The organism is Novosphingobium taihuense, from assembly GCF_007830315.1.
Taxonomy (GTDB): Bacteria; Pseudomonadota; Alphaproteobacteria; order Sphingomonadales; family Sphingomonadaceae; genus Novosphingobium; species Novosphingobium taihuense.
The window spans coordinates 261,563-276,999 of sequence record NZ_VLKJ01000001.1; the positions used below are offsets into that span (position 1 = coordinate 261,563).

Here is a 15,437-nt window from a genome sequence, read left to right on the forward strand (position 1 = left end):
TTGCGCTTGAGCGCGGCTCGCGCAAGCGAAAAGGGGGCATTCGAAACAAAGCCGAAAGGGCGGAACCGCGCGCACGCGATCCCGCCCTTCCGTGGAGGCTTCTGAGGGAGGCTTACTTCAGAAGCGAGAGGACGTTCTGCTGGGCCTGGTTGGCCTGAGCGATCATCGCGGTCGATGCCTGCGACAGGATCTGGGCCTTGGCCATGGCGGTGGTTTCCGCCGAGTAGTCGGTATCGAGAATGCGCGAACGGGCATCCGAAAGATTGGTGATGTTGTCGTTCAGGTTGTTGATCACCGATTCGAGGCGGTTCTGGCCTGCGCCGAGCAGTGAACGCGCGCCCGAGATCGAGTCCAGCTCCGAGTCCAGCGTGCCTAGCAAGGTGTTGGCCGCTGTTGCTGTCGACACGTCGTAGGAGCCGGCTGCACCGCCCGAAGCGGCGAGCGTGGTAAGATCGGCGATGTCCAGGATGACCTGGTCCGAAGCGTCCGAACCGGCCTGGATCGTGATCGAAGTGACGCTGCCGTCGAACAACTGGACACCGTTGAAGTTCGTGTTGGTGATGATCTGATCGACCTGCGCAGTGAGCTGATCGACTTCGCTCTGCATGTAGACGCGGTCTGTGGCGTCCTGATAGGTGCCCGAGGCAGACTGCACTGCGAGTTCGCGGATGCGCTGCAGCATTGCGGTCACTTCGTTGAGGGCGCCGTCGGCGGTCTGTGCAAGGCTGATGCCGTCGTTCGAATTGCGGACGCCTTGGCCCATGCCCTTGATCTGAGAGGTCATGGTGGTGCTGATGGCGAGGCCTGCGGCGTCGTCCTTGGCGCCGTTGATACGCTTGCCGGTCGAGAGGCGCTCCATTGCGGTGCCGAGCATCTTGTTGGCCGTATTCGAGGCATTAGTCGCGCGAACCGCGCTGATATTTGTGTTGATGACTGCCATTTCCCATTCTCCACTATGGGCCGGAGCATCTGGTGGGACACGCCGGTATCGGTTGCTGGTGAGAAGGACGGCGGGCGTGTTGAGGTTTTAAGGGCATTGGTGAATCGCGGTGAAAGGTTTGCGTTTTCACGCGTGACGGGGTTGCCCGATGTTCCATTCCTGTTCTAACGCTGGGCTGTGACGGAGCGCCCTGCCCTTTCGCTGCCAGCGATTCACGCAAGCCATGGCGGGTGCTGGCTGCGCGACGGCTTTGCCACGCGCGGCGTTGGCAAGGGCGACGCGATCGTGGCGGCGGCCGATACGCCGCTGCTGATGCTGAACGCGCCGCTGGTGGCGAGCAGGCTGGGTTATCCCGATCTTTCCGGGCTCGATCTGCTGGAGCTGTTCGCTTTCGTGCATCCGGCGCGCTTCATGGTTCCGACGCCCAAGGGGCTGGCTCATGCACTGGGGCTGGACGAGCCTGCGGGTGACGACAAGGTCCCGGGGCTGTTGCAGGAGGCCGCCGAGGCTTTGCTGGCGACGTGCGAGAGTGCGGACTGGGCCGAGCGTGAGGGGGCGTGGACGGCGCTGCAATCGCTGGTGCGGATGCGTTGGCCTTGGGCCACTTTGCTTGGGCCCCGGATCAGGAAGCCCGAGCGGGCGGAGCGCTGGCTGTTCGCCAAGCTGCCGGAGTGGGAGGAAGCGGCAGAGCGGCCGCAGCCGGCCCAGGTGGTGCTGGGTGAGACGGCAGTGGTCTCTCGTTTGAAAGACCTGACCGGTGCGGGAGCGGAAGCGCGGCCGACGCAGCAGGACTATGCGCGCGAAGCCTCGCGCATGTTCGCGCCGCGGCAGGGCCAGGGCCAGCCGCACGTGGTGCTGGCGCAGGCAGGCACGGGCACGGGCAAGACCTTCGGCTACCTCGCGCCTTCGTCATTGTGGGCGGAGCAATCGGGCGGGACGGTCTGGGTTTCGACTTATACCAAGGCGCTGCAGCGACAGTTGCGGCGGGAAAGCAGGCGGGCGTTCCCGGCCTCGCGCAATGGCAAGCCGCCGGTTGTGGTACGCAAGGGGCGCGAGAACTACCTTTGCCTGCTCAATCTGGAGGACGCGCTGCAGGGCGGGTTTGCCGGGCGGGCGGCAATTCTGGCGCAGCTGGTAGCGCGCTGGGCGGCGTACTCGCAGGATGGCGACATGATCGGCGGGGACCTGCCGGGCTGGCTAGGCACGCTTTTCCGCAAGCGCGGCATCGCGGCGCTGACCGACCAGCGCGGTGAATGCGTCTATGCCGGGTGTCCGCATTACCGGAAGTGCTTCATCGAGCGCGCCGCGCGGGCTTCGGCCGATGCGGAACTTGTGATTGCCAATCATGCGCTGGTGATGGTCAACGCCGCGCGGGGGCGTGATGCGGCGCAGCGGCCGACACGGATCGTGTTCGACGAAGGACATCACGTGTTCGAGGCAGCGGACTCGACGTTCTCGGCAGCGCTGACGGGCGCAGAGACGATCGAGCTGCGGCGCTGGGTGATCGGGCCGGAGGGAAAGTCTCGCGGGCGACGGCGCGGGCTTTCGGCGCGACTGGCCGACGTTGCCAGCTACGACGAGGAAGGCGAGCGCGCGATTGCGCAGGCGCGCGAGGCGGCAGAAGCCCTGCCCTCCGAAGGCTGGCTGGCGCGGGTGGTGGAAGGCACGCCATCGGGGCCGATTGAAGACCTGCTCAGCGCGGCGCGGGCGCTGGCCTATGCGCGCGACGAAAGCGGCGGGCAGGAAGCGGGTTATGGGCTCGAGACCGAGATCGCGCAGCTGGACGGCGGGTTTATCGAGGTTGCCGGAAGGGCCCAGGAGGCGCTGGAAGCACTGCGCAAGCCGCTGGTGCGGCTGGGGTTGCGGCTTGAGGCGATTGTCGAAGATGGGCCAGACTGGCTCGATGGCCCGGCGCGGGCGCGAATCGAGGGGGCGCGCAGTGCCATCGGCTGGCGCAGCGACCTGATTGCCGGATGGATTGCGCTGCTGGCACGGCTCGGTGGTCCGGGCGATCCCGATTTTGTCGACTGGATTGCGGTCGAGCGTTCCGACGGGCGCGAGTGGGATGTGGGGCTGCACCGGCATTACCTCGATCCGATGAAGCCCTTTGCCAATGCCGTGCTGGCGCCTTCGCACGGGGTCATGATGACCTCGGCCACTCTGCGCGATGGGGACGACTGGTCGAGCGCGGTGGAGCGCAGTGGAGCGCCGCATCTCGACATTGCCCCGCGCCTGTTCACGGCGGACAGTCCGTTCGACTATGCGTCCCAGGCAGAAGTGCTGATCGTGACCGACGTGCCCAAGGGCGACATTCCGGCGCTGGCGGCGGCCTATGGACGGCTGATCGAGGCTTCGGGCGGCGGGGCGTTGGGCCTGTTCACCGCGATCCGGCGGTTGCGCGCAGTCTATGGCCGGATTGCCGACCGGCTGGCGCGCGGCGGCTTGCCGCTGTTCGCGCAGCATGTCGATCCGATCGATACGGGCACGCTGGTCGATATCTTCCGCGACGATCCGCGCGCCTCGCTGCTCGGCACTGATGCCTTGCGCGACGGGGTGGATGTGCCGGGGGATTCGCTGCGGCTGGTGGTGATGGAGCAGGTGCCCTGGCCCAAGCCTTCGATCCTGCACCGCGCGCGCAGGCTGGCGGGCGGCGGTTCGGCCTATGACGACAGGATCATCCGGGCGCGGCTGGCGCAGGCCTTCGGGCGGCTGATCCGCTCTGCCGGGGACAAGGGGCACTTCGTGGTGCTGTCCTCGGCCTTCCCCTCGCGGCTGCTCTCGGCCTTTCCTGCAGGCACACCGATCCGGCGCGTGACGCTTGATGTGGCTTTACAAAGCGTGAGCGCCAGTGTTTCTGGACGGGAGAGTGCACAGACACCGCGCGAGGGGATTTCGTGAAGACACTGGCCCTTTTCCGCCACGCCAAATCGGACTGGAGCGATGCGCGCGCGCGGGACTTCGACCGCCCCCTCAACGAACGCGGCAAGCGCGGCGCGCGGGCGATGGGCGAATATATCCGCGACACCGGCCGCACGTTCGACCGAATGATCGCCAGCCCCGCCGTCCGCGCGGCCGAGACGGTCGAGGAAAGCAGCAAGGCGTGGAAGTGCACGTTCAAGGTTGAATGGGACCGACGGATTTACCTCGCCAGTTCCGCCACACTGATCGACCTGCTGAAGGAACTATCCGGCGATCCGAAAAGCGTGCTGATGATCGGGCACAATCCGGGGCTGGAGGACCTGATCTTCGACCTGGTGCCCGATGATGGCTCCTCACCGTTGCGGGAAGTGGTGGAGGAGAAGTTCCCGACCGCGACGTTTGCGGTGATGGAGCTTGATGTGGACGATTGGGCGGACGTGGCGGAAGGCTGCGCACGGTTGGTGGAGATCAAGCGGCCTCGGGATTTGGATCCGACGCTGGGGCCGGTGTTGGTGGATTGAGGTTCGTTAGTGGAGGTCGGGATCCCTAAACGAAGATTGCTCCGTTACAGCATGTACGCCGCCGTATTCCTACTCTTGGATATTTTGTACATTTTAGTTGGGATCTATCCCCCGGTCTTCAGCAAGAATATCAGCGTCATTCTCATTGGCGGCGATCAACCTAAAGAGGTTCCATATTCACCGCGTCATAGAATTTCTGGGAAGATGTGTTTTTATTGGGGTGGAGTTCACTTCAGGCGCCATGGAGTGAAAATCGGAAAGTCTTGCCCTGTCGTAAAAAGAGTAGATTCTGATCTGGTACCGATATAAGCGCACTTCATGATGGCGCTTCAAAACATGAAGAGGCGACCAAACTTCACAATAGAGCGATCCTGACAAACGTCACGTTGTCAAAGCAAGCCCAGCCCCGTGTCAAGCACGGGGCGGCGAAAATCTTTCTACAAGGCCAGTCTGCCAATTTAGGACCGTGTCGCCCCATGCTCGACGGGGGGCTTGGCCATTTATGGCGAACCCTACTCTTCCAGCGCAGCAGCCAGCCGGTCGCGGATTGATTGCAGATAGTTCACCAGTGGTGCCGCGGATTGTTCATCCGAGGCATGCGGGGCTGGCTCCGGCGACGGGAGCACAGCTACAGCAGCCCCCTTCTTCCCCCGCAGCGCCTGCCTTGCGCCCTTTATCGTGAAGCCTTCCTTGTGGAGGAGGCGGTGGATTTCGGTGATGAGGGCGACGTCTTCGGGGCGGTAGTAGCGGCGGCCGCCCGCTCGGGTGAGCGGGCGGAGCGTGGGAAACTGTTCTTCCCAATAACGCAGGACGTGCTGGCGGATGCCGAGCGTCTTGGCCACTTCGCCAATCGTGCGGAATGCGCCCGGTTCCTTGCCGTCGTCCGGGTCAGGTCCGGCATCGGGAAGTTGGGGAGCGTTCATCCGCTGATGATCAGCCTTGGCCGATGCGGTCCTTGAGCATCTGGCTGGCGCGGAAGCTTAGCACGCGGCGCGGCGTGATCGGCACTTCGATGCCGGTCTTGGGATTGCGGCCGATGCGCTCCGCCTTGTCGCGCAGCAGGAAGGTGCCGAAGCCCGAAATTTTCACGTTTTCACCCTCAGCCAGTGCCTCGCACATGTGCTGCAGGATGGACTCAACCATTTCGAGCGAATCCGCACGCGACAGTCCTACGCGGCGGTTGATGCTCTCGGCCAGATCGGCCCGTGTCAGGGTACCTACAGAACGCATCCTTTATTCCCCCCAGAAGTCAGAAGACGCCAAGGGGAGTGACAATAACGCTGATTCTGCGGAACGCAATGCAATCCATTGCTTGAAAACGATAAGACTGGCTCGATGCGGGACGGGTTGCGCCCCGATCAGATTCGCGCGAGGCTGGCGCCCCAGGTGAAGCCGCCGCCCATGGCTTCGAACATCACCAGATCACCCTTCTTGATCCGGCCATCGCGGACCGCGGTATCGAAGGCAAGTGGCACGGATGCTGCGCTGGTGTTGGCGTGGCTGTCCACCGTGACGACGACCTTTTCCGCAGGCAGATCGAGCTTGCGCGCGGTGGCGTCGAGGATGCGGAAATTGGCCTGATGCGGCACGACCCAGTCAATCTCTGACGCATCGTGGCCTGAAGTTTCAAGCACTTCACGCAGCACATTGGCCAGATTGGTGACAGCGTGGCGGAACACCTCGCGGCCCTTCATGCGGACCTTGCCGACGGTGCCGGTGGTGGAAGGACCACCATCGACATAGAGCAGTTCGTTGTGCGCGCCATCGGCGTGGAGGCGCGTGGCGATCACGCCGGGGGCGGCAGGATCGGTCTCGTCAACGTCCTGCGCTTCGAGCACGATCGCGCCTGCACCATCACCGAACAGCACGCAGGTGGTGCGGTCTTCCCAGTCGAGAATGCGGCTGAAGGTTTCTGCCCCGATCACAATAGCACACTTGGCCATGCCGGTACGGATCATCGAGTCTGCGGTGGCGAGCGCGTAGAGGAAGCCCGAGCAGACCGCCGCGACATCGAAAGCGATGCCGCCGTTGCAGCCGAGGTTATGCTGCACGAGGGTGGCGGTGGCGGGAAACGTCTGGTCGGGCGTCGCCGTGGCCAGCACGATCAGATCGACTTTTGCAGCATCGATGCCCGCCGCTTCGAGAGCTTTGCGCGCCGCTTCGGTGGCGAGCGTGGACGTCGTCTCGCCCTCGCCAGCGAGATAGCGTTGGCGGATGCCGGTGCGCTCGACAATCCATTCGTCGGTCGTGTCGACCAAGGTTGCCATTTCGGCATTGGTCACGCAGCGCTGCGGCAGGGCAGAGCCACTGCCCCGGATGATTGCGCGCAGGCTCATGCCGCGTCCTCGCTGGTGACGGGTGCCGACTTGCCGCGACCGCTGGTGCGAATGGCTTCCGCGCCGAGGCGCGCAAGGTCAGCCTGGATACGCTCGGTCAGGTTTTCCTCCAGCAGACGGGCCGTTACTGCGACGGCATTGGCCACGCCCAGCGCCGAAGCGCTGCCATGGCTCTTCACCACGACGCCATTGAGGCCGAGGAACACGGCTCCGTTGTGGTTGTTGGGATCAAGGTGATGCTTGAGCAATTCAGTCGCCGGGCGCGAGATCAGGAAGCCGAACTTCGAGCGCAAGGACGAGGAGAAGCTGCGGCGCAGCAGGTCCGCCACGAAGCGGGCAGCGCCTTCCATCGACTTCAATGCGATGTTGCCCGAAAAGCCATCGGTGACGACGACGTCGCAATCGCCGCGCGAAAGCTTGTCAGCTTCGGTGAAGCCATCGAAGGTCATTGCCAGATCGCCCGCCAGCTCTTTCAGCTGGTTGGCGGCATCGCGCAGGGAATCGGTGCCCTTGGTCTCTTCCGTGCCGATATTGAGCAGACGGACGCGAGGCGATTCAAGGCCATTGACGATGCGGGCATAGGCCGCACCCATGATCGCGAACTGCACCAGGTTGCGGGCATCGCAATCGGTGTTTGCGCCAAGATCGAGCATGATCAGGTCATGTTCGCCAAGCGTTGGCAGCAGTGCAGAGAGCGCAGGCCGGTCAATCCCAGGCATTGTGCGCAGCGCGAGCTTGGCCATGGCCATGAGCGCACCGGTGTTGCCGGCGCTGACAGCAGCTCCGGCATGACCCTGCTTCACCGCGTTGATCGCCAGCCCCATCGAGGTGGTCTTGGCACGGCGAAGGGCCTGCGTAGGCTTCTCGTCCCCCGACACCACATCGGGTGCATGGAGGATTTCCGAAGCTTCACGCAGGTTTGGATGATTTTCGAGGGCCTGCTTGATGCGGGCCTCATCACCGACGAGGAGGAACTTGAAGCGGTCATGACGACGACGGGCAAGTGCCGCGCCTTCAACCATCACGCGCACGCCCTCATCGCCGCCCATCGCATCAATGGCGATACGCGGCAGGCTCATGTCCTCAGTCCCCCCGTTTTAAGGCTTAGAGCCCGACGGCGATGACTTCGCGACCGTTGTAGTGACCGCAGGCGTTGCACAGGTTGTGCGGACGCTTGAGTTCACCGCAGTTCGAGCATTCGTGGAACGCTTCGACGCTCAGTGCGTCATGGCTGCGGCGCATGCCCCGGCGGGAGGGCGAAGTCTTTCTTTTAGGGACGGCCATCTCGGCACCTGTTCTTAGAATTGCGTAGTTTTGTTGCGGGCGCGATAGGGAAAACCGGACCTTCGCACAAGCCCTGTTTGGCACAGGACCCGTACGCGGCGAAGGACGCCACAAGTCACGGGATTCGCCAATCGCTGGGCGAAGGCGCGCCTATAAGGATTTTCTGATGCTTTGCAAGCTAGGGCGCGCTAGCTTTGGCGATGGACCCTCACATGGGGGCCGTTTGAGAGGGGATAATACAGGGCATGACCATCCTGCCAATCACGCTGTGCGCGGCCGCTGCGGCCGCTGCCATCAATATCTGGCTTTCCATCCGCATCGGCATGGTTCGCACCGCCAAGAAGATCAGCATCGGCGACGGCGGCGACATGGAACTGATCGCCCGCATGCGCGCGCAGGCGAACTTCATCGAGAACACGCCGATCGTGCTGGTGCTGACAGCCGCGGTCGAGCTTGCCCGGACCGGCAACCCTTACCTGATGGGTGTTGCGGCCCTCTACATGCTGGGCCGCGTGGCGCATGGCATCGGCATGGATGGAGGTCCGCTGGGCGTCCTGCGCGGCGTGGGCACGCTGACGACCATGCTTTCGCAACTTGGCCTGGGCGTGTGGGCTGTGTCCATCGCGCTGGATATGTGAATTCAATTGGAGGGTCTGGCGAACAGCCCCTCCCCAACCCCTCCCGCTGGCGGGAGGGGGGAGCCGGCTCAGCTGAGGGCGTAGTCGCTGACGTAGGCGTTGGTCTGGCGTTCGCGGCCGAAGGTGCTGTTGGGTCCGTGGCCGGGCACGAACGTCACATCGTTGCCGAGCGGCCATAGCTTCTGCGTGATCGAATCGATCAGGTCCTGATGATTGCCCATCGGGAAATCGGTGCGGCCGATCGAGCCCTGGAACAGCACATCCCCGACAATGGCGACCTGTGAGGGTGCGTGATGGAAGATCACGTGGCCGGGGGTGTGGCCGGGGCAGTGGATCACATCGAGTTCGACCTCGCCAACGGCGACCTTGTCGCCGTCATGGAGCCAGCGATTGGGCTCGAACACTTCAGCTGGGATGCCCCAGCGCTGCGAGTCTTCATCGAGTTTCGCGATCCAGAAACGATCTGCCTCATGCGGCCCTTCGATAGGAACCCCAAGTTCGCGCGCAAGTATGCCGACGCTACCGCAGTGATCGAGATGTCCGTGGGTAACAAGCAGCTTCTCGATGGTCACGCCGGTGACTTCAATCGCCTTGCGCAGCTTTTCGAGATCGCCACCCGCATCGATGAAAGCACCCTTCATCGTCTTCGTGCACCAGACAAGCGTGCAATTCTGCTGGAGCGGGGTGACGGGGATGATCGCGACCTTGAAGGCGGGTTCGGCTGTGGGCTGGGTCATGGCGCTGAGATGGCGCGTGAGGGGCGAATTGGCAAGCCGTGGCGGCCTAGAGACGTCCGCCTTTCCAGACAACGCGGCCGACGATCTCCACCTCGCTGATGGCGCGCTCGAGGCGGGGATAGGCGGTATTGTCGGATATGACGCGCAATGTGCCGCCGGGGCCGGGTTCGAGGCGCTTGACCAGCAGGACATCGTCGAGCCGGATCACATGGATTCCGGCGCGCAATGGACGCGGGGTGCGGTCGACCAGGATCTCGTCGCCATCGCGCAACGTCGGTTCCATCGAATCACCCTCGACTTCGATGACGGTGAGCATGGCGGGTTCGAGGCCCTGCCCCTTGAGCCAGCGGTGATTGAACCGCAGGCGGCCGGAGGGGATTTCCTCTGCAGGCAGGGTGCCGGGACCGGCTGATGCGCCAAGTGGCAAGCGGGGGATGTCGGCCCATTCGGGCGCGACGGCGCGAACAGTTGGCGCCAAAACTGCACTCCCCTGCCCCACCGCAAGCACCCCACTGCGCTGCTGAGCTCCAAGATCGCCTTCCGGCACGCCAAAGAACTCCGCCAGCGTGCGACGGTCGTTCTCCTCAAGCTTGCGTGGGCTGCCCTTGCGGACGAACTGTTGAAGATAGGTCGTGTTGCGGCCGATCAGCGCGGAGAGCGCCGACAGGCTGACGCCGCGCTGCGCCGCGAGCGTGACGAGGCGGGAGCGGGCACCGTCATCCGATTCGCCATCCTGAAGCGCCATTTCAACCTTCCTCCGATTTCGAAGGACTTTTCCTAGCATTGTAGGATTTGGAGATCAACATAGGAAAAATCCTATTTCGAGTCGTCTCGGCGACGCCAGCATCAGGAGGATGAGAGGACATGCTGCTCCGCAAGGTCGAGAGTTTCCTTCGCCAGACGGGAATGTCCGTCACCAAGTTCGGCCGCCTTGCCGCGCATGATCCCCGTTTCGTGGGTGACCTGCGCAACGGTCGCGAGCCTCGTTCCGCGCTGACCTCACGCGTGGAACATTTCATGAACAACTTTGGAGAGAATGTCCATGCTGCTTGAACCGGGCGCCTTCGAGACCAAATCCGTCGCGCAAACCCCTCCCCCGCCACGCGCCCTGACAACCACGGCCGACAGGTTGCTACGTGCCGTGCGCGAGATCTCAGGGCCGCTGGCAGAGATCATCAGTCACGGCGAGACGCCCTGGGCGAGCATCACCTTCTCGGGAGCGAGGCACCGGCTGGTGCTGCGCTTCGCCGGCAGCGACGCGGTGAGCGATGGGGAGAACTTCGTCGCGGCCCTGCCCGAGCACGAGTTCAGATTACGGCGCGAACTCGTAGCCGATGCCGCCGTGACACGGGTGGACCACGAACTGCTGCCCGCGCCGCTCATGGAAGTGGAGTGCGAGATCCTGCTGCTCGACGCGGAGTGAATGATCGGCGGGTGCCCCGTGAGGCACCCGCTCTCCTCTCCAACCCGGAAACGCTAGTTGTCGATCTTCGCCAGCATCGGGGCGGGCTTTGCGCCGACCCAAAGGCTCATGTCCACGGCGTTCGACACGCGGAACACGTCACCCTTGCTGTTCAAAAACAGCTCTTCCATCTCGGGCCGCGTGAACGGACGCGAACCGAGACGACCGAACACCGCCATCTGCCCGCCGGTCTCATCTACCCCGCGGTCACGATCCAGCCCCTTTGACAGCGCGAGCGCTGGCGTAGGCGTACGGGCCCAGGCGATCAGCTCGGGCTTTGGATCGGGCGAGAAGCCGTAGAAGTTCGGCTGGCTGGCTGGCGACGTCAGCTGAAGAACCTTCATCCCGTTCCGACCATCGGCAACGTACGCGAAGAGCGAGGCGTTGGTGGATGCGACGATCACGTCCTCGGCATCGTTGAGCTGACCGTCGGCGGTGTAGCTCGTGTAGATCGACGGGCGCGTGGGTGCGGTAATGTCGACGATGACGAGGCCCTGCGACTTGGCCGCAACGTAGGCATAGGTGCGAGCAAGATAGACGCGGCGCGCATCGGCCAGTGGCACCGTGGCCGAGGGCACGGCCTTCGGTTCGGCCAGATTGGTGATGTCCATGAGTTCGAGGCCATTGGCGGTCGTTACCCAGAGGTAACGGAACTGCACCGCCGTTGCGCGTGGATCGCGCAAGGGCACGACCGAGGTGATGCGCGGATCGAGGCAGGTTTCGCCGCCCTTCTTTTCGCTGACCTCACAGGGCTTGGACGGCGACCATGGCTTGGGCAGATGGACCGTGACGAGCGCCTTGTCGGTCACGATATAGGCGTAGTCCCCCGCCAGCGTAATGTGCCTTGCACCGGTCAGCGCGCCGTCTGGATTGAAGGTCAGCGCGCGGTCGAAGTAATTGTTGCGAAACTCGCCATCGGCCAGCGTATCGACATTGACCGCGATCAGGCCTTCGACCGCATCGGTAACGAAGGCATAGCTGTAGATCGGCGAGAACGGCTGCTCCTGATTGAGGCCACGCAGTTCGGGCGTGTTGCGCGTGGGCGCGATCGACTGGTTGGTCGGCAGCGCCATGCAGGTAGCATTGGAGGTGGCAACATGGGTATCGTGGCCGAGCGGCGAGAACGGTGCCTTCACGATACGCTCGGAGAAGCCCTTGTTGCCAATTGCCGCGATGTCATAGGCGCGGAAGCCACCCTTGCCCTCGGCAACGTACATGTATTCACCACGCATCTGCAGACAGCGGACGGCGTCCCTGGTTCCTTCGACGACATTGGCAAACTGTTCCTGGCCAGTCGTCTCGCCCGACAGCTTGCCGTCGACGATCTTCCCGCGCGTCCAGTTCTTCAGTTCGCGACCATTCTTGTCGACGTGCTGCCTCCAGTAGTCCGGGTATGCATAGCGATGGAGGTAGGAACCGATCACGGCTTGCGGCTCGTCCCATTCTGTCACGCGGACGGCTTCGAAGCCACCGTCGAGGCCGAACCAGGCGTTCATGCCGACGAAGTTCACGTAGTTGGTGCCAAGCAGCAGGAGCTGCGCCATCGTGGCGTTGTTGTCCTCATCTTGGCTGACGTGGCAATCGGTGCACTGCTTCGTCTCGTTCTTGCGCACGGTGTGCGGGAAGTGCGGTGCAAAGGCCTGTGAAGAATAGCCGATCGAGGAGATCGGTGGCTGCTGCACGTAAATGCGTTCGCGGTTGATGTTGGTCGATGACAGGATCAGCGCCGAAGTGGAGCGGATAGGCGCAGTGATCGCCTTGCCTGCGACCGGGGTGCCCGCCGCATCGAACTGCACCGGATCCGATCCCGACGACTTGTTGCGCTGGTGCTTGCCCAGCTGGAACATGTCGTCACGCGCAACCTGCGGGTTATAGGTCGCGTAGTTGCGGGTGTAGTCTTCCTCGTACTTGTGCGTGGCCGACTTCCAGTTCGCCTCGATCGGCAGGTGGCAGCCTGCGCAAGAGGTGGTCCACGAAAGGTGGCAGGTGAAGCATGCCATGTCGTCGTCACGGTGGGCGCGCGATTCCTTGGGCACGCCAGTACCGAACTTGTAGACGCCGTCATCCGATGCCGACTTGGCCATCAGCTTGGCGCGAGCAGCCTTTGGATTGAAGATCGGCTTCCCTGCGGCATCCATCTTTCCGGCATAGCGCGCGTCGACCGAATCCTTCACCAAGCTTACGCGCCAGGACAAGTTGGGGTCGATGATCGAACGCTGGACGAGGACGCGGCGGCCATCGGCCTCGTTGTACCATTCGAAGCGGCGCTGGCCATCTGCATTGCGCAACAGCGCAAGGTTGTTGCCCTTCTCGGGCGCGGCCAGGTTCGAGGTCAGCAGCGTCGGGTAATTGTCGGGCGTGCCGTGGCAATCCTTGCACCCGATCTCGACTGCGTTGGCTACTTCGCCATAGATCATGCCGTTGCCGTGGCTGTCCTGCGAGAAGTGGCAATCGGCGCACTGCATGCCGAGCTGGGCATGGATGTCCATCATGTGGACGGCCTTGCCCGGATTGCTTTCGCCCGGTTCGACGAACTTGCCTTCCCCTGCCTTGCGGAACTTTTCAGGGTCCTCAGGCGAAATGATGTGCGCCTTGTCGGTGCCGTACGAAGACATATCGCCTTCATCGTCGAGCAGGTTGCCACGACGGTCACGCTTGAGGATGGCGCGGAAGTTCCAGCCGTGGCCGTGATAGTCGGCAAACTGCGTGCGTTCGAGCTTGTCGTTCAGGTCATAGACGTTGCGGAGGAATTCGACGTCGCGCCACAGACCTCGCGTCGATGCACCCTCGGGGTTGCGATCGAGCACTTCGCGCTGTTCGTCGATGTTGGGATAGAACTGCTTCTTGAACGTCTTCTCGTAGTCCGCATCGGACATGCCCGCAGGCTTGGGCGCACGGTTTTCGGGCCCGGGCCACATGCTGGGCGCATCGGATTCGTAGTCCCACATCGTGTAGCCGAGGTAGGAGTTCAGGAAGATGTTCGGCTGGTGCATGTGGCAGTTCATGCACTGCGCGGTGGGGATGGCGCGGGTGAAGGCGTGGACCAGCGGGTGGCCGCGTTCGCGATCCTGCATGGCCACCGGGCCGGATGCGTCGTGCGCGTCCTCGCCATGCTCGCCCGTCTTGGGATGGCCTTTGGCATCAAGCCCCGCCATGGCATGGGCCGAGGCTTGGTCCATCTTGTCGCTATCCATCGTGCCATGGGGCGCGACGCCCTTGGCCGGGGCATAGACCAGCTGCTCGGCCGACGAGATCGCGCGGGAGCAATCGCTTTCCATGTCCTTCGACTGCTCGGGATCGGACTTATCACCGCCGACGTAACTGCCCTTGCCGCCCAGAACGGTACCACGGACCTTGTCGTGATGCTCTTCCTTTGCAGCATCATACGAGCCGTAGCCGCCCTTGCGGTGCTGGCCCTCGCGCAGTGAATTGATCGTGGGGTCGGCCGTGACCGTCTGCCCATCGCGCCCGCACTTGCCGTAGTTCAGCGAGTGGCGCGGTTCGCGGTCGTTGGCGTAGATCACGTGACACGCGGCACAGCCCGACGAGCGATAGTCGCCCGGCTGATCGTTGGTGCCCATCTGGAACAGGAACGGGTCGTTCAGGCGCGTCTTGTGGATGTTGAGCACCGGGATCGCGACACGCAGGCCCGTGGCGGGGCCGCGGTTCGACTGCTTGAGATCAGGACGACCGGGTTCGTCAAGACGCTGGATCAGTCCGGTAGAGTTGGGCAGGCCGATTTCGGGGAATTGCGGGTTGATCGTGCGGCCGCCATCCTCGAACACGCGGAACACATCGCCCGGCGGGATCGTGTGCCAGCGCGGCAGCGGATACATGATCGGCAGCGCGCCGCGGGCCTTTTCCTTCGGCGTGACCGTGCCCCACATCGGCTTTCCGTCTGGGCCGATTTCCTTGGATGCCGACTTCAAGAGGGCCGGCTCACCATTACGGGTGAAGCTCTCGCCGAAGAGGTAGTTCTTGAAGGGGACGATGCCGTTGTTGTAGGCCGCGCCACCCCACAGCATGGCGCCGGTCGACATCAGCGAACGTTCGGACGCCTCGATGATCGACATGTGGCAAGCCCCGCAGGAATCGCGGGCAACGCGATAGTCCGACGGGTTGATGAAGCGGATGAATTCCGGGCTTTCCTTCGCCAGCAGGGCGTAGGAACGCTTGGGGTTTGCCGAGGACGGCCAGCCCCATGCCACAGGATACTTCGGCAGGACGTGAGCGTCCCTCATCGCCGCGACGTAATCGATGGAATTGCGGTTCCAGGAGCGATCCGCCATGATCTTGGTATTGCCGCCATGGCAATCCGCACACGACAGCACCACCGCCGGGCTGGCGTGCATGGTGCGGTGATCGCTCTTTGTGTGACAGCTGACGCAGCCTGCGTTCTGCTTGTCGACGTAGGCCCACTGTTCTTCGACCGTATCGCCCGGCTGGCCTCTCGGCGCGGCAGGAGCGCGGGTGTGGGTGACCTTCTGCGGCGTCTCTTCACCCGACGCGTAGAGCGCGCTCGGGATCAGCAGCGCGGCGAGCGCCGCGACCAGCCATGCCAGCGAAAGAGTACGAAATCGGCGCGTTTGGGTCATGAGCT

The 15,437-nt window shown here is 63.4% G+C and carries 14 protein-coding genes; 5 read left to right on the forward strand and 9 right to left on the reverse strand.

The window, feature by feature from the left end:
* Window positions 1-112: 112 nt before the first annotated feature.
* A complete protein-coding gene (locus IQ25_RS01250; protein ID WP_144901463.1) occupies window positions 113-940 on the reverse strand; it encodes a flagellin N-terminal helical domain-containing protein in 828 nt (275 codons plus the stop codon).
* Between the two features lie 177 nt (window positions 941-1,117).
* On the opposite strand from IQ25_RS01250, the gene IQ25_RS01255 reads away from it, so the two are divergent.
* Together IQ25_RS01255 and IQ25_RS01260 are read left to right on the forward strand one after the other, a co-directional pair.
* Window positions 1,118-3,838 carry an ATP-dependent DNA helicase gene (locus IQ25_RS01255; protein WP_144901465.1) on the forward strand — a complete coding sequence of 907 codons (2,721 nt, stop codon included), beginning with the start codon at window positions 1,118-1,120 and terminating at the stop codon, window positions 3,836-3,838.
* The gene (locus IQ25_RS01260) at window positions 3,835-4,380 is read left to right on the forward strand and encodes a SixA phosphatase family protein (RefSeq protein WP_144901467.1); all 546 of its coding nucleotides are present in this window, start codon (window positions 3,835-3,837) and stop codon (window positions 4,378-4,380) included. Before IQ25_RS01255 ends, IQ25_RS01260 begins: the two co-directional genes overlap by 4 nt.
* Window positions 4,381-4,892: 512 nt before the next feature.
* Here IQ25_RS01260 and IQ25_RS01265 read toward each other — a convergent pair.
* The 5 genes from IQ25_RS01265 to rpmF all read right to left on the reverse strand — a co-directional run bounded on the left by IQ25_RS01265 (window position 4,893) and on the right by rpmF (window position 8,000).
* The gene (locus IQ25_RS01265) at window positions 4,893-5,303 is read right to left on the reverse strand and encodes a MerR family transcriptional regulator (protein WP_144901469.1); all 411 of its coding nucleotides are present in this window, start codon (window positions 5,301-5,303) and stop codon (window positions 4,893-4,895) included.
* 10 nt (window positions 5,304-5,313) lie between these two features.
* Window positions 5,314-5,610 carry an integration host factor subunit alpha gene (locus IQ25_RS01270; protein WP_181447152.1) on the reverse strand — a complete coding sequence of 99 codons (297 nt, stop codon included), beginning with the start codon at window positions 5,608-5,610 and terminating at the stop codon, window positions 5,314-5,316.
* 128 nt (window positions 5,611-5,738) lie between these two features.
* On the reverse strand, window positions 5,739-6,716 hold the full coding sequence (locus IQ25_RS01275; protein WP_144901471.1) for a beta-ketoacyl-ACP synthase III: 978 nt from the start codon (window positions 6,714-6,716) through the stop codon (window positions 5,739-5,741).
* Window positions 6,713-7,795 carry a phosphate acyltransferase PlsX gene (gene plsX / locus IQ25_RS01280; RefSeq protein WP_144901473.1) on the reverse strand — a complete coding sequence of 361 codons (1,083 nt, stop codon included), beginning with the start codon at window positions 7,793-7,795 and terminating at the stop codon, window positions 6,713-6,715. Before plsX ends, IQ25_RS01275 begins: the two co-directional genes overlap by 4 nt.
* A gap of 25 nt (window positions 7,796-7,820) precedes the next feature.
* Window positions 7,821-8,000, reverse strand: coding sequence for a 50S ribosomal protein L32 (rpmF, locus tag IQ25_RS01285; protein WP_039331452.1), 180 nt, complete (start codon window positions 7,998-8,000; stop codon window positions 7,821-7,823).
* A gap of 245 nt (window positions 8,001-8,245) precedes the next feature.
* On the opposite strand from rpmF, the gene IQ25_RS01290 reads away from it, so the two are divergent.
* The gene (locus tag IQ25_RS01290; RefSeq protein ID WP_144901475.1) at window positions 8,246-8,638 is read left to right on the forward strand and encodes an MAPEG family protein; all 393 of its coding nucleotides are present in this window, start codon (window positions 8,246-8,248) and stop codon (window positions 8,636-8,638) included.
* Window positions 8,639-8,706: 68 nt separating this feature from the next.
* Here the strand turns inward: IQ25_RS01290 and IQ25_RS01295 are convergent, their stop codons facing one another.
* Together IQ25_RS01295 and IQ25_RS01300 are read right to left on the reverse strand one after the other, a co-directional pair.
* Complete coding sequence (locus tag IQ25_RS01295) at window positions 8,707-9,375, reverse strand: MBL fold metallo-hydrolase (protein WP_144901477.1); 669 nt, start codon at window positions 9,373-9,375, stop codon at window positions 8,707-8,709.
* Between the two features lie 46 nt (window positions 9,376-9,421).
* Window positions 9,422-10,120, reverse strand: coding sequence for a S24 family peptidase (locus IQ25_RS01300; RefSeq protein WP_144901479.1), 699 nt, complete (start codon window positions 10,118-10,120; stop codon window positions 9,422-9,424).
* A gap of 119 nt (window positions 10,121-10,239) precedes the next feature.
* Between IQ25_RS01300 and IQ25_RS01305 the strand changes: the two genes are divergently transcribed.
* Together IQ25_RS01305 and IQ25_RS01310 are read left to right on the forward strand one after the other, a co-directional pair.
* Window positions 10,240-10,428 (forward strand): hypothetical protein, encoded by a 189-nt coding sequence (locus IQ25_RS01305; protein WP_144901481.1) that lies wholly within the window; start codon window positions 10,240-10,242, stop codon window positions 10,426-10,428.
* The gene (locus IQ25_RS01310) at window positions 10,418-10,798 is read left to right on the forward strand and encodes a hypothetical protein (protein WP_144901483.1); all 381 of its coding nucleotides are present in this window, start codon (window positions 10,418-10,420) and stop codon (window positions 10,796-10,798) included. Before IQ25_RS01305 ends, IQ25_RS01310 begins: the two co-directional genes overlap by 11 nt.
* 53 nt (window positions 10,799-10,851) lie before the next feature.
* Here the strand turns inward: IQ25_RS01310 and IQ25_RS01315 are convergent, their stop codons facing one another.
* The gene (locus IQ25_RS01315) at window positions 10,852-15,432 is read right to left on the reverse strand and encodes a hypothetical protein (RefSeq protein WP_258536923.1); all 4,581 of its coding nucleotides are present in this window, start codon (window positions 15,430-15,432) and stop codon (window positions 10,852-10,854) included.
* Window positions 15,433-15,437 lie beyond the last annotated feature (5 nt).